This window comes from Vibrio gazogenes (genome assembly GCF_002196515.1).
Classification (GTDB): Bacteria; Pseudomonadota; Gammaproteobacteria; order Enterobacterales; family Vibrionaceae; genus Vibrio; species Vibrio gazogenes_A.
On the sequence record NZ_CP018835.1, the window covers coordinates 3,187,781 to 3,202,015 of the forward strand.

Genomic DNA, 14,235 nt, shown 5'->3' on the forward strand with positions numbered 1-14,235 from the left:
AGTAATTTTGGACTATCAAATGATTACCAGCTCAGATGAGCTTGAAGCGGTGTGCCGCAAAGCATTGCAGTGTCCCGTTGTGATGTTGGATACGGAATTTGTCCGGACCCGGACATTTCATGCCCAACTGGGATTGATCCAGCTTTATGACGGAGAATCCGTTGCATTGATTGACCCGACAACCATTACAGATATGACTCCCTTCGTCAATCTGTTGAAAGCCCCACAGGTGCTTAAAGTGCTTCATGCCGCCGGTGAAGATTTAGAAGTGTTCTACCATCAATTTGAGTGCGCACCGGCACCGTTTGTGGATACTCAGATTCTGGCAGCATTTATGGGGTATGGCTTGTCGACAGGCTTTGCCGCGTTGGTTGCCGATTTCACAGCGGTTGAGCTCGATAAAAGTGAATCCCGGACGGACTGGATGGCAAGGCCGTTGAGTCAGAAACAACTAGACTATGCTGCTGCGGATGTTTTTTATCTGATGCCGGTTTATCAGCAATTGTTGGAAAAAGTTCAACAGAGAGGTTGGTGGGATGCAGCGTTGGAAGAATCCCGGCTACAGGTGGAAAAGCGGACCCGAAGCTATCAGCCGGCAGACGCTTATCTCGATATCAAAGGGGCATGGCAACTGTCACCGAAACAACTGGCGATCTTAAAACCTTTGGCGACCTGGCGCTACGAAGAAGCCTTAAAGCGTAATCTGGCACTGAATTTTGTTATCAAAGAGCAGGATTTATTGACCATAGCCCGGTTGGAATTAGTCAATTTCAAGCGCATGGAAGCCGAAGGGGTTGATCCTCGCTCAGTGAAACGCCACGGTGCAAAAATTAGTCAACTGGTGAAGGAAGGGCAGGCGGTCAGCGAATCTGATTATCCAGCGCGCATTATTCCTGTTTCAGACTACCCCGGATACAAACAGCTGTTTAAACGACTCAAAGATCAAGTCAACGTGCAGTCTGAAAAGCTGGGTTTATCACCGGAATTTCTTGCATCCCGGAAACAGTTGAATCAGTTACTGGGCTGGGTATGGAAGATGGCGTCCGATCCGCAATATGCTCCGGATCTGATGCAAGGATGGCGTAAAGAAGCGCTGGGTGAACTCTTATATGAAATGGTGCCGTCTGCGTAACCCGATAAGCATCGGGTAACTCATCACGCGTTCAGGCAAATGGACAATAGCGGTACTCATCCGCTACATGTATCCGTGAAGTCGCTATATAACCGGAACTGACACCGGTTATATAGCGGGCGAGAGAACAGCGATTACTTTTCTTCTTCCGGTAATTTGACATTCAATTCCAGCACGGACAGATCATCGCCTTTGTGCTCGAAAGTGAGTTCAACCATGTCTGGCTCGATGGCAACATATTTGGCGATCACTTTCAGAATATCTTCTTTCAACTGCGGCAGATAATTCGGGGCCGGATCATTCTGGCTCCGTCGCTCGGCAACGATAATCTGCAAACGCTCTTTCGCAAGACTCGCGGAGGTTTGTTTCTTCGGGCGGAAAAACTCCAGTAATGACATACGTTCTTAACCTCCAAATAATCGTTGAAAAATGCCTTTCTTCTGCTCGGACAGAAAACGGAATTCCAGCTCACTGCCTGTCAGGCGTTCGACTGCATCATGATAAGCCTGGCCTGCATCTGACTGATCATCAAAAATCACCGGTACCCCTTTATTGGACGCATTGAGCACTGCCTGACTTTCAGGTATCACACCCAGCAATTTAATGTGCAGAATCTCTTCAACATCTTCCACGCTCAGCATCTCTCCCTGAGTGACGCGAGTCGGATTGTAGCGGGTGAGCAAGAGGTGTTGTTTGATCGGTTCAAGACCTTGCTCGGCGCGAAGTGATTTCGAATCGAGAATACCAAGAATACGGTCAGAGTCGCGTACGGACGAGACTTCCGGATTGGTGGTGATAATCGCTTCATCGGCGAAGTAAAGTGCCATGAGCGCGCCTTGTTCTATCCCTGCCGGAGAATCACAGATGATAAAATCAAAACCCATCGTGTCTAATTCATCAAACACACGTTTGACACCATCATGGGTCAGGGCTTCTTTATCCCGGGTTTGAGAGGCAGGCAAAATAAAGAGATTGTCGGAGCGTTTATCTTTGATCAGCGCCTGATTGAGCGTTGCTTCGCCCTGAATGACATTCACGAAGTCATATACCACCCGGCGCTCGCACCCCATAATGAGGTCTAGGTTGCGTAAGCCGATGTCGAAATCGATGACTGCGGTTTTCATACCTTTGATTGCCAAACCTGAGGCAATTGCTGCACTCGATGTCGTTTTCCCAACACCGCCTTTACCTGATGTAACAACAATAATGCGTGCCATTTGTTTCCCTTAAATTTAACTTAAGTTTCCTTTGAGTAGGATTTAAATAGTGATTGGCTCAATGTGGAGCGTGCCGTCATGATAACTGAGCATCGCTTTTTTCTGCCAGTGTTCACTCGAAATTTGATCACTGAGCCAATAATTACCTGCGATAGAAATTAATTCAGCCTGTAAATCGTGACAGAATATTTTTGCTTGCTGTTGTCCACTGGCACCCGCAATGGCTCTGCCGCGTAAGCTACCGTAAATATGAATTGAACCATCGGCAATCACTTCGGCACCTGCGCTCACATGATTGAGAATGACTAAGTCAGAATTTTTCGCGTAGACCTGTTGACCGGAACGAATCGGCGTGGTGATGGTTTTCGTCGGTGTGATGGTTGCAGGTGCCTGACTCGGTGACTTACTGGCGGTAAGTACGGCTAAACCCGCTTCGGATGCAAGATTTTGTGTGCGTTTATCCCGGGCACCGGTGACACCGACAGGCACCATGCCTGTCTCATGAATTCCGAGCTTCAACTGGTGAAAATCAAGTTCACCTTCAACTTGGGCAATGTTGAGCACAATGGGGGCAGCGGTGAAAAATGCCGGCGCCTGAGTGACTTTTTCTTTCAAAAACTCGACGGACTTTGAAACTTCACTGTCTGCAATATGTAACACGGAGAGTGTAAAACTACTACCTTTAAGATCAGGTGTGATTGACATAGGTAATTTGGGCCTCAACTCATAAAACACTGTAGAAAGGGCATTGCCTGAAAGTAGGGCTGTCATGTTATAGTCACAGCTCAAACTCAGCAAGATATCTTACTTTTAATTGACGCTTTTAACCTCAAAACTAGGTTAACTTTATGTGTTGGGATCGTAAGTCTTGACATGCTGGTCAGGAAATATACAAAAGGCACGCTAATGCTTTGTTCTATTTATAAAAGTCCTAAAAAAGAAGGCACCTACTTATACGTTGAGAAAAAAGACGATTTCTCACTAGTTCCGGAAGCACTGCTCCAGATGTTCGGACGACCGGTTTTAGTGATGACGATGAGTCTGGCAGGTAAGACGCTGGCAAGCGTTGATATTGAAAAAGTGCAGGTCGCGCTCAAAGATGATGGGTTTTTCTTACAATTACCGCCACCACCGGAAAATTTATTAGAAAGCTATAAAGCAAGGAAAGCCGCTCAACAGGAACAGCAGTAGCGAATACTTATCAGGATGAGAGGAGATAAAATGAAAAAATTATGGTCAGTTGGATTGGGATTGATTCTGAGTTGTCCCCTCTATGCCAATGCAGAGCGTGTCGATAATGCTAAGCGTTTCGAGCAGTATGTCGAAGGCCTCAAACAACAAGCGCAGCAAGCAGGGATTAGCCAAGCAACAATTCAAGCTGCTTTTGCAAACGTCACCTATCGTCCCCGAGCGATTGTTGCAGATAAGAATCAACCGGAGAAAAAGCTCACCTTAGACGAATACATTCCTCGCGCGGTGCCGGACTGGAAAGTTGCGAAGGCAAAAAAACTCTATCAGGAACACTATGATGAGCTGGTAAAAATCGGCAAACAGTATGGTGTACAACCCCGTTATATCGTTGCATTGTGGGGGGTAGAGAGTAACTTTGGTTCACTCACCGGTGGATACAACGTTGTCGATGCCTTGGCAACACTGGCCTATGATGGGCGTCGTGAACAATTTTTCCGGAATGAAATGATGGCCGCGCTGAACATCCTGGAACAGCGCCATATCACCCCGCAAGCGATGAAAGGCTCATGGGCCGGTGCGATGGGGCAGTGTCAGTTTATGCCGAGTTCTTTCCTTGCTTTTGCTGCCGATGGTAACGGCGATGGGAAAAAAGATATCTGGGGGACAAAAGCGGATGTATTTGCATCAACTGCGAATTATCTGAGTCAGTCCGGCTGGAATGAACACATGATTTGGGGCCGTCAGGTTCATTTACCGCGTGGATTCGATATGCGTCTGAGTGGGCGGGGGAAAGGTCAGGGTAAAATGCTTCATCAGTGGAGTGAGCTGGGGGTGACTCGTTATGATGGTAGCCCGCTGCCGAAGCTGAAACAGGATATTGAAGCCTGGCTGATCGCACCTGATGATGAACAGGGGCGTGTCTATCTGGTGTATAACAACTATAACGTCTTGATGAAGTGGAACCACTCGTATTATTTTGCGCTTGCAGTCAGCCACCTTGCAGACCGTATCATTATGAACTAGCCGGATGAGCAGTAATACAGCGGTTCGCATTAAAAAGGCTCCTTTACGGAGCCTTGTTTATATCTGTGATACGCGCTGTAAATCATCAATTACCTTCATGATAATAGCGGCGCGTTTTATCCTTAAGCATCAGTATGGAACTGTTCACAAGCGAGCATGGTATTTTCGATCAGTGTTGCGACGGTCATCGGCCCCACACCACCGGGAACTGGTGTGATATAGCTGGCTTTTTCTTTGGCAACTTGATACTCGACATCGCCGACCAATTTGCCGTCATCCATACGATTGATACCTACATCAATCACCACTGCACCTTTTTTGATCCACTCACCGGGAATAAAATGGGGTTTCCCAACAGCGACGACCAGAATCTCTGCCTGACGCACGAATTGCTCTAAATCTTTGGTAAAGCGGTGGCATGTCGTGGTTGTACAACCTGCCAAGAGTAATTCGAGGGTCATTGGGCGACCGACAATATTGGATGCACCGACGACAACTGCATGTTTGCCGCGTGGGTCAATGTTATAGCGCTCAAGCAGGGTCATGATCCCTTTAGGCGTACATGAACGGAGTGTCGGAATCCGTTGTGCCAGACGGCCGACATTATAAGGGTGGAAACCATCGACATCTTTATCCGGCAGAATTCTTTCCAGAACCTGCGTTGCATCCAGACCGGCAGGAAGGGGAAGCTGCACCAAAATGCCATCAATACTTGGATCGGCATTGAGCTGGTCAACTAACTCAAGTAGTGCTTGTTGGGTGGTATTGGCTGGTAAATCGAACGATTTTGAAATAAAGCCGACTTCTTCACAAGCCCGACGTTTACTCCCGACATAGACATGGGAAGCAGGATCTTCCCCGACAAGAACCACGGCAAGTCCCGGTGCCCGAAGTCCGGCATCGGTTCTTGCTTTCACCCGTGCAGCAACTTCAGCACGAACGGTTTTGGAAATTAGGGTTCCATCAATATTTTGAGCAGTCATGGCTTACCTTCATGAGTCGCGAAACAAAAGAATAGCAAAAATTTTTGCGCGCATTGTCGCAGATATTTCGCAGAACATCTATAAGCAAACGTTTGCTTCTGGTATGTTTTCTGCGCCTTTTCCCAAGCTGGTAATTTTTTAGGCATTTAAAACATTCAATTAGAGAAACTCATTGATTTACGCCGATGAACTCGTATAATTCCCCTCCGTAACGCGCCCTTAGCTCAGTCGGATAGAGCACGTGCCTTCTAAGCATGTGGTCGCAGGTTCGAATCCTGCAGGGCGCGCCAGTTATTTGAGAAGGCCCCGATGATACTTGTATCGTCGGGGCCTTTTTCTTTGGTTGATTTTCTTTGGTCGAATAGTTGAAAACAAGTTTGTACACAGGGTAATGTAGTTCGAAGTGTATTCAGTGTTCAACATCAGTGATGTAGATGCTGCCAGTAAATTTTTACTGAACATAATGTTTACTGAACACAATGAGATCAAAGGAAATGATGACGATTCGAACCGCAGAAATAACAGACTTAGATGCGTTGTTGGTTTTAAGTAAGCAAATTGGGCAGCTACACTTTGAAAATGCACCGTCTGCATTTAAACAGCCTTCAGCCGCGGATAAACCATTCTGGCTGAGTCTGTTAAATGATGAAGCAACGCTTTTTTTGCTGGCGGAGTCAGATAGTCTGGTTGTCGGCTTTCTGACCGCAACCATCACGGTCAATGATACCGTGCCATTTATCGTGAGTTGCCCAATCTGTCGGATTGGAACCCTCGTCGTTGATGAAGCGCATCGTGCTTGCGGGATCGGCACACAATTGATGGACGCTTGTGCACAGTGGGCAAAATCACAAGGTGCCGCGCAAATCAGGCTGGAGGTCATGGCCTTTAATCAATCTGCGCAGAAGTTTTATCAGCAACTCGGCTTTCAAGATCAATCGCATATCATGTGTCGTCATCTCGACTGACCCGTGCGAGAGCTCCCTCGGCTGCCGAATGGTACTCCCTAAACGTGTTCGCTGAACACAAGGAAGACAGGAGATATATTGTGATTAGTCATATTGATCATATCGTTTTGACAGTTTCGGATATTGAACGGTCGGTTGCGTTCTATAAACGTGTGTTACACATGGAAGAAGTCACTTTTGCCAATGGGCGTAAGGCCGTTAAATTTGGCTGTCAAAAGATCAACTTTCAAATCTTAGGCCAAGAAACGAGAAACGCAGCGCAGGTCGGTTCCGGTGATTTGTGTTTAATCTCTGACTGGCCTCTGGGTGATGTTGTCAATCACTTAGCCGGTGAAGGTATTGACATTATTGAAGGTCCGGTAGAAAAGTCAGGGGCGAGTGGAGCGATTCAATCCGTTTACTTTGTCGACCCGGATTTAAATTTGATTGAGGTGAGCGTGTATGCGTAATCAGGGAAATTATGTCCAAAATTATCTTAAAAGGTTTCATCTTAGTGCCTGAGTCTGCACTTGAGATCGTAAAAATTGAGTTGGTCAATCATCAACGCCTGACACTCGAAGAGCCGGGGTGTATGACATTCAGTGTCACCGCAAATTTAGAAAACCCGCTTCGTTTCGATGTTTACGAGGAATTTACCGATAAAGCCGCTTTTGAGTATCACCAAAAAAGAGTCAAAGCGTCTCATTGGGGGAAAGTAACCGCCAATGTTGAACGTCACTATGAAATTATTGAAGAGAGGTAACCCCTTTCCAATTCTGCATATGACGCTTTAAAACTCGGTTTATCATCCTTCAATGTGCCAGAAGAAACGCCCAAGGTGGATCACTTTGGGCGTTTTCGTATGAAAGCAAGGTGTCTGGGGCTGATTGACCACCACAAAACCTGCTGGGGCGAATCATGTTAGATTTATTGACAGCTGGGCCAATTTTTATTGGCAAAATTCGTCCACAGCAGCGAGGGCTTGTGTTCCATAAATAACGGCAGGGCCACCTCCCATCAAAATAGCGACATTAATGGTCTCAACAAGCTCTTCTCTGTTGGCGCCGGCTTTCACCGCGGCTTCAACGTGGGAACCAATACAGCCGTCACAGCGAACATTGATCGCAATCGCAACAGCAATCAGTTCTTTGTACTTGGTTTCCATTGCACCGGGCGCAAAGGCAGCTTTGTGAAGGTTTAAGAAAGCGTTAAGCGTATCAGGGCTTTCTTTTCGAAAAGCGGAACCCAATTTGCGTTGTTGTTGGTTAATGGCTGTATAATTTTTATTCATAATTTTACCTCACTGATATATTTGAATTTTATTTACTCTGGCTTGCATATTTCTCCGGCTTTGATTGCTTTGAGTGTATTAAACGAAAGCCACAGAATGAGCAGTGTCAAACATCCGATTAGTGCAATACCAATGTAGAAGCAGGTTGATGACTGGGTTAATTCTGCATATCTAAATAGGGCGACGTTAAAGGCAGCTACCGGGAATGAAAACGCCCATGACGAAAGATAAAACCCGCTTTTTCGAAATTGATTGAGATTGAGTACGAGCAAAATAGCGGTGAATAGTGCAACAGAGATGAGTATTCTGGAAAAAGCAGTCAATTCTGGTACTAGCGCACTATAGGAGACAAACCCAAGAGATGGGGGCGCTAACAATATGAACAGCATCGGTTTAAAACGTGCTGGTAACATTTCATGGAAAATCAAACGGTTGGTAATGATGGTGAATAGCACCATCCAAAACACAATACCGACACCGAAAAAGAACCAGCTTATCTCAATAAAGCCCAGATTCGCACCGGTAATTGGAGCAATGATGTTTCCGACGACCGGGATAAACCAACTCGGGTTAGCGTGCTCTAATCGGTAGTGATCGTGGTGTATCCAGCTATGCATAATCAATAAAGTTAGCGATAACTGAACGATGGCTCCAATCCCCCATAAAACACAGGAAAGGGATTCAAACCGGTGCCAGACGACGGAAAGAAGTAATAGGCTGATTGAGAAAGCAGCAAAGAAATTAATCTTGATCGGGTGTTTCGTTTCTGCAATGACCGCATTGGGAAAATGAATGAGTTTCATCAAATAAAAGCTGCTTACAATTATCATGACAAGACTTGCTAAAGCACTACTCAATGTTGTCACCACAGGAAAGGACATCCCCAGCGCCTTTTGCCATGCGATTGAAAACCCGCTAAGCCCCATCACGATAGAGAACATTGAAATCGGGAAATGTATTAATCGGCTTTCTTTCTTCGCAGAGGATGGTTGGTTTATGGATAAGTCTTTCATATCAAGCCTTTTCATTTATCAGGTTGTCGTAACATCGCACCAACCTCAGATTGTCATGAAGGTCTATCCATGACACGAGTTCACACGCTTTATCGTGAGTCACCGATGATGTGTTCGGTATGATTATTAGATAAATCTAATATACTCCTGTCTGAATGACGTTTTAAGTGGTCAATATGCCAAACTATATTCCTAATACGACAAGTGATTTTTACGAGCCTATGGGCAAGTGATTTCTCGTTCACCACTGGATGAGATGAAACCCCTTTCCAATGCCGCATATGGCGCTTGAATACTCGGTTTATCATTACGACATTTGCCACAAGAAACGCCCAAGGTGAATCACTTTGGGCGTCTTTACAGGGGGCGCTCTTGAAGAGAATTGATACGATAAAAAATCATGGATGCTTAAACAAAATGACACATAACAACTTCATCTTAAAAAATTGATAAATATAGATGCCTCTTATACTATCGGTAGCCTAAACCTGCGTAAAAGGAATGCTTACTGTGTGGTCTTCTCTATTAAGATTTCACCTTATCTGGATGAGCTTATTACTGCTTTCCGGCACGCTTCAGGCTGCCGATTTTTATGTCTCTGATATCAGCGAAACCACCCAAGATGACGCACCGGCCTTAGTGATTCGTTTTACCAGCCCGGTCGATCCGCGAACGGACTTGAGCAAATCAGTTGCTATAACGCCAAATCCTACGACCGGTAATATCTGGATCCCGCAAAATAATGGCCGCCAATGGGTGCTTCCATTTGTTGAACCCAGCACTGAGTACACAATCAAAGTGGATCCTCAGCTTCAATCGGTTGGTGGCGTCACCCTCTCTGAAAAAGACAGCGAAGGTCAGGAGCATCCGTTTGAGCGGACCGTCAAAACCCGAAAAATTGTCCCCGGAGCCAATTTCTCAGACAAAGGCAGCTTCTTGGTTGGCAATATTCAAAACGGTATACCGGTGACTGTGATTAATCAGAAATCGGTAGACTTAGATGTCTTTCGTGTTCGAGATGATGCTTTAGACCGCTTTATTCACGAAACGTCCTTCCAAGGCATGAATAATTACTACCGGCTCCAGCGATTAAAAAAATACGCCGATTTAGTCCACACAGCGCGCTATGACAATGATGCAAAACCCAATCAGCGTAAGACCTACAACTTAAATTTAGACCCGGTTTTAGACAAAAATTCTCCCGGGATTTATGTCGCGGTCATCCGCAAAGCAGGTGACTATGACTATGCCTATGACACGGCAGTTTTTACGATTACTGACATCGGGCTGCATGTCAGAAAGTACCAAGATTCTTTAGTGGTTTACAGCCATTCCATTGCGACTGCAAAGCCGATGGGCAATGTTGATTTACGTTTTTTGTGGCCCAAAACCAAGAAACAAGCCGCACATGACCAAACTGGCAAGACGGCCCTTGACGGCAGCTATCAGTTGGCAACCAATGACTTGCCCAAAGTGGTGGTTGCGCGTCATGGTAACAGTATTTCCTTTCTTAAATTAGACCAAGGTGCGTTGGATCTCTCTGCCTATCCCAATGTGCCGAGCCTGCATCGTCAATATCAGATGTTTATGTACGGGCCTCGTGATTTGTATCGCCCCGGTGAAGCCGTCTCGATCAATCTACTTCTTCGCGATTTTGATGGTCAAAAAGTTGCCGGATTGCCACTCACAGCCAAGCTTTATGATGCTCGTGGAGAACGTAAGAAACAGTTCACCTGGCAACCTGAAAGCACCAATCTCTATCAAACTGGTTTCCAGTTAGATGACAATGCCCCCACAGGGAAGTGGCGTCTTGAGGTCAGCATTAACGATGACTATGTCAATACGTATTGGTTCCAAGTCGAAGACTTTTTGCCGGAAACGCTGACGCTTTCCTTTTACGATGGAGTGCCGAATCAAACGCACTATGCGCCCGTCAGCGGCAGTTTTGAGGTACCGATACAAGCGGATTATCTCTACGGTGCGCCTGCGGCAGGCAATCATGCCGATGCTGTGATTATGGTTTCGCCTGCCACGTCACCATTTCCGGCACTCAAGGATTTTTACTTTGGGTATGCCAAAGAAAAAATCAGCCGTCGAACGTTAAAAACGCCGGCAATTCAGTTGGACCAGACGGGGAAAGGTGCCATCTCAGTGCCTGCGAATTGGTCTAATATTTCCGTGCCATTGCAATACCTTGTCAGTGCCAGTGTTTATGAAAGTGGTGGCCGTCCGGTGACCCGCAATCAACAGGTTATCCAGTTGCCGGACTACGACAAACTGGTTGGGGTTCATCCGTTATTTAAAGGCCGGCCTGCATCCGATGGGACGGTGCAATTTGAGCTGTTAAGTGTCAATCAACAAGGAAAGCCCGTTTCCGACCAACTCAATGTTCGCATGTCTCGCAAGTATCGAGAGTACTTCTGGGAGTATAACGAGTCCCGCGGCTGGTACTGGAATTATAAAAGCCATATTTATGCTGTCGGCAGCGAAAAGGTTGACGTGAAGGGGGATTCAGTCACGGTCGATTTTCCTGTGCAATGGGGGACTTATATTTTAGAAGTCACCTCTGCCTCGGGTGCCAAGACGACGTTTGAGTTTGAGACCGAGTGGAGTTGGGGCAACCAAAACAGCAGCAACATAAAACCTGATATGTTGCAAATGGCCTTAGATAAAGATCACTATGAGCCGGGCGATAGCGCGAAACTTCGTTTGACGAGTCCCATCACAGGCGATGGCATTATCAATGTGGAATCGACCCATGGCGTGCAATACAGCCTGCATCAACAGATCCATAAAGGCGACAATGAAGTCAGTATTGATATTCAAAGGGATTGGAACCGACACGATTTGTATATCACGGCAATGGTATTAACGCCTGCCGACCAAGTGACGGAAGTTGCACCGAAACGTGCATTGGGCATCACGCATTTATCGATAATCCGTCCGGATGCCATTGCAACCGTTGAACTGACCACAAAGGATAAAACGCAACCCAACAAAGCAGTTAATGCGCATATAAATGTCACGAATTTATCCAAACTCGGTGATCAACAGCTGTATGCAACCGTCGCGCTTGTTGATAAAGGCGTGTTGAATATTACACATTATCAACCTCCTCGACCTGAGCAGTACTTCTATGCACCGCGCCGATTCGAGTCAGAATATTTCGATATATACGGCAAGATCATCAATAACCTAGGGTATGACATGATCCGCCAGAAATTTGGGGGGGATGCGTTTGATGAGTCGGATGCAGCACTCAGTCGGGGCGGCAAAAAACCGAAATCCGATGTGCAAATTGTGTCGTTTCTGAGTGAGCCTGTCACCGTGGTGAATGGCGAAGCCGATGTTAGCTTTGAATTACCAAGTTTTAACGGCAAGTTGGAATGGATGGTTGTGGTCTATGGCGACCACAGCTACGGAAGTGCCCACCAAGAAATGATTGTTGCGGACAAGCTGGTCTCTCAAATTGCCATGCCTCGCTTCCTTGCCATGGGCGATAACAGCCAAGTGAATATTGACCTGCATAATCTCTCCGATACCGACCAAACACTTGAGGTCAGTGTGGAAGTCTCGGGGGCTGTCACGAGTGAGGGGTTACAGCAGACGTTAGCGCTTGCCGATAAAGAAAAAACGGTCCTCACGATTCCTGTTACAGGTGCAGATATTGAAGGGCAAGGCGTCATTCAACTGAATGCCAGCAATGGTGATGACATCAATATCACACGCACATGGCGACTGGGTGTCCGGAGCCCTTATCCTTGGGCAACCCATCAATTACGGGCAACGATTGAACCCGGTGCACAGTGGCAGCCGGATGTTGATCTCAGTGAATTGCGAGACAGCAGTGTTCAAGCCATGCTGACGATTTCTAATCGTCCCGCGATCAATTTCACAAGCCAATTCAACAACCTATTGCAATACCCCTATGGTTGTTTAGAGCAAACGACCAGCTCAACTTATCCTTGGTTGTTACTCGATGAAGCGATGGTCAAGAAGTTTGATTTGAATAGCAGTATTGAACAACAGTTTCAGCAGCCGTTTAGCGAAGCGTTCCGTCAAGAACAAATCCAGAAAGGGATTGAAAAGCTCAAGGCGAAACAACTCAGTCAGGGTGGTTTTGGCTATTGGGATGCCAGTAGCTGGGAGTCTCGCTGGGGAACGGTTTACGCGACGGAGTTGTTAATCGATGCACGGAAACAAGGGATTGTCATTGATGACGATATGTTGAAGCGCGCGATCAAACGGTTGACCTTCTTTGTTAACAATAACCCTAAAAGCGAGATGTGGAGCGAAAGCCCGGACTACTATCAATTCTCTTATCGCGCTTACGCTGCCTTTGTCTTAGCAAAAGCCGATGCCATTAGCTTAGGTTTTGTGCGTCGGCTCTACAGTCAGGCGATGACCAATTACGAAGGTGAGGGGGATTCCAAACCAATCAGGCTCGATCAGTCTGGTCTTGCCTGGATGCACTTAGCGGGCGCATTGCAGCAGTTAAATGACACCGCCAGAGCCCAAAAGGCACTTGAACTGACCCTCAAAATTGAGCGTAAACCGAATGCGTATTACCGGGATTATGGCTCTGTTGTGCGCGATCAGGCGTTAAGTCTTGCTGTCGCTCTGGAAATCGGGCTAGATGACGGTACACTCGCAGATCAAATGATCAATAGCCTGCACAACAAGCGTTGGTTCAGTACCCAAGAGCGGATTGCCCTGTTAAAAGTCGCTCGCCAATATGCGAACAAAACCAGTCGTTGGGATGCCACTATCCAGTTATCATCGAGTGAACAGTCGCTGGTAAAAACACAGGCATTCAATGCGGTGTTTGATGCCGACAAGTTGCGTCAGCTCAAAGGGATCATTGCTCACGACCAGAAGTTGTATGCCAGCCTGCAATATCAAGGGGCACCAAGCGACATCCCGCAACCGTATAGTGAAGGGGTAAGCATTCGCCGACAGTATTACGACCTCGCAGGACAGCCAACCATACCAACGACGCTCACCAGTGGCGACTTGGTTATTGTGGAATTAAGTCTTGCGACCGTTGATGATGACATCCGTATTCCGGATGCTTTAGTGGTTGACCTTTTGCCAGCCGGTTTGGTGTTAGAAAACCAAAACCTAAGCAATGCCAGTGTCGATTTGGATAGCATTATGATTGACGAGAAACCACTGGGTAGCTACTTCCGTGAAAATCACGTTCAGCATCAGGAGTATCGGGATGATCGCTTTGTGGCCTCTGTCAGCCTGAATCATCGTGCCGTGAAGAAACTGTATTATCTGGCGCGAGCGGTGACACCGGGGACTTACCAAGTTGCACCGCCGTTTGTCGAAGATATGTATCGTCCTCATTATCGTGCTGTCGGTTCGTCGCTCAAGACGCTGCAAATACAGCCTCGCGAATGACTATCTTGAATCAACAACCCCGGTTATGGGCTGCT

General features: G+C 46.7%; 13 protein-coding genes and 1 tRNA gene. 8 read left to right on the forward strand and 6 right to left on the reverse strand.

What is annotated here, in order from left to right; all coding sequences use genetic code 11:
* Window positions 1-7 precede the first annotated feature (7 nt).
* Window positions 8-1,132, forward strand: coding sequence for a ribonuclease D (gene rnd / locus BSQ33_RS14545; protein ID WP_157721405.1), 1,125 nt, complete (start codon window positions 8-10; stop codon window positions 1,130-1,132).
* Window positions 1,133-1,266: 134 nt separating this feature from the next.
* On the opposite strand, the gene minE is transcribed toward rnd, so the two are convergent.
* The 3 genes from minE to minC are packed head-to-tail and all read right to left on the reverse strand — an operon-like array spanning window position 1,267 to window position 3,054.
* The gene (gene minE, locus BSQ33_RS14550) at window positions 1,267-1,530 is read right to left on the reverse strand and encodes a cell division topological specificity factor MinE (RefSeq protein ID WP_021020035.1); all 264 of its coding nucleotides are present in this window, start codon (window positions 1,528-1,530) and stop codon (window positions 1,267-1,269) included.
* Window positions 1,531-1,536: 6 nt separating this feature from the next.
* On the reverse strand, window positions 1,537-2,349 hold the full coding sequence (gene minD / locus BSQ33_RS14555) for a septum site-determining protein MinD (RefSeq protein ID WP_021020036.1): 813 nt from the start codon (window positions 2,347-2,349) through the stop codon (window positions 1,537-1,539).
* Between the two features lie 42 nt (window positions 2,350-2,391).
* A complete protein-coding gene (minC, locus tag BSQ33_RS14560; protein ID WP_021020037.1) occupies window positions 2,392-3,054 on the reverse strand; it encodes a septum site-determining protein MinC in 663 nt (220 codons plus the stop codon).
* 201 nt (window positions 3,055-3,255) lie between these two features.
* Here minC and BSQ33_RS14565 point away from each other — a divergent pair, with 201 nt between their 5' ends.
* Complete coding sequence (locus BSQ33_RS14565; RefSeq protein ID WP_088134394.1) at window positions 3,256-3,540, forward strand: YcgL domain-containing protein; 285 nt, start codon at window positions 3,256-3,258, stop codon at window positions 3,538-3,540.
* Between the two features lie 30 nt (window positions 3,541-3,570).
* Window positions 3,571-4,563 carry a lytic murein transglycosylase gene (locus BSQ33_RS14570; RefSeq protein ID WP_088134395.1) on the forward strand — a complete coding sequence of 331 codons (993 nt, stop codon included), beginning with the start codon at window positions 3,571-3,573 and terminating at the stop codon, window positions 4,561-4,563.
* A gap of 122 nt (window positions 4,564-4,685) precedes the next feature.
* Here BSQ33_RS14570 and folD read toward each other — a convergent pair whose 3' ends face one another.
* On the reverse strand, window positions 4,686-5,546 hold the full coding sequence (gene folD, locus BSQ33_RS14575; RefSeq protein WP_021020040.1) for a bifunctional methylenetetrahydrofolate dehydrogenase/methenyltetrahydrofolate cyclohydrolase FolD: 861 nt from the start codon (window positions 5,544-5,546) through the stop codon (window positions 4,686-4,688).
* 213 nt (window positions 5,547-5,759) lie between these two features.
* Here folD and BSQ33_RS14580 point away from each other — a divergent pair.
* The 4 genes from BSQ33_RS14580 to BSQ33_RS14595 all read left to right on the forward strand — a co-directional run bounded on the left by BSQ33_RS14580 (window position 5,760) and on the right by BSQ33_RS14595 (window position 7,253).
* Window positions 5,760-5,836, forward strand: a tRNA-Arg gene (locus BSQ33_RS14580).
* Between the two features lie 207 nt (window positions 5,837-6,043).
* Window positions 6,044-6,511 (forward strand): GNAT family N-acetyltransferase, encoded by a 468-nt coding sequence (locus BSQ33_RS14585; protein WP_027694150.1) that lies wholly within the window; start codon window positions 6,044-6,046, stop codon window positions 6,509-6,511.
* Window positions 6,512-6,591: 80 nt separating this feature from the next.
* The gene (locus tag BSQ33_RS14590) at window positions 6,592-6,960 is read left to right on the forward strand and encodes a VOC family protein (protein WP_088134396.1); all 369 of its coding nucleotides are present in this window, start codon (window positions 6,592-6,594) and stop codon (window positions 6,958-6,960) included.
* 11 nt (window positions 6,961-6,971) lie between these two features.
* Window positions 6,972-7,253 (forward strand): putative quinol monooxygenase, encoded by a 282-nt coding sequence (locus BSQ33_RS14595; protein ID WP_021020044.1) that lies wholly within the window; start codon window positions 6,972-6,974, stop codon window positions 7,251-7,253.
* A gap of 186 nt (window positions 7,254-7,439) precedes the next feature.
* Here BSQ33_RS14595 and BSQ33_RS14600 read toward each other — a convergent pair whose 3' ends face one another.
* Together BSQ33_RS14600 and BSQ33_RS14605 are read right to left on the reverse strand one after the other, a co-directional pair.
* Window positions 7,440-7,781 (reverse strand): carboxymuconolactone decarboxylase family protein, encoded by a 342-nt coding sequence (locus BSQ33_RS14600; RefSeq protein WP_088134397.1) that lies wholly within the window; start codon window positions 7,779-7,781, stop codon window positions 7,440-7,442.
* 32 nt (window positions 7,782-7,813) lie between these two features.
* Window positions 7,814-8,794, reverse strand: coding sequence for an SLAC1 anion channel family protein (locus tag BSQ33_RS14605; protein WP_021020046.1), 981 nt, complete (start codon window positions 8,792-8,794; stop codon window positions 7,814-7,816).
* Between the two features lie 510 nt (window positions 8,795-9,304).
* Here BSQ33_RS14605 and BSQ33_RS14610 point away from each other — a divergent pair.
* Entirely contained in the window at window positions 9,305-14,200 is a 4,896-nt protein-coding gene (locus BSQ33_RS14610; protein ID WP_198298112.1) for an alpha-2-macroglobulin family protein, read from the forward strand.
* The last annotated feature ends 35 nt before the right edge of the window (window positions 14,201-14,235 follow it).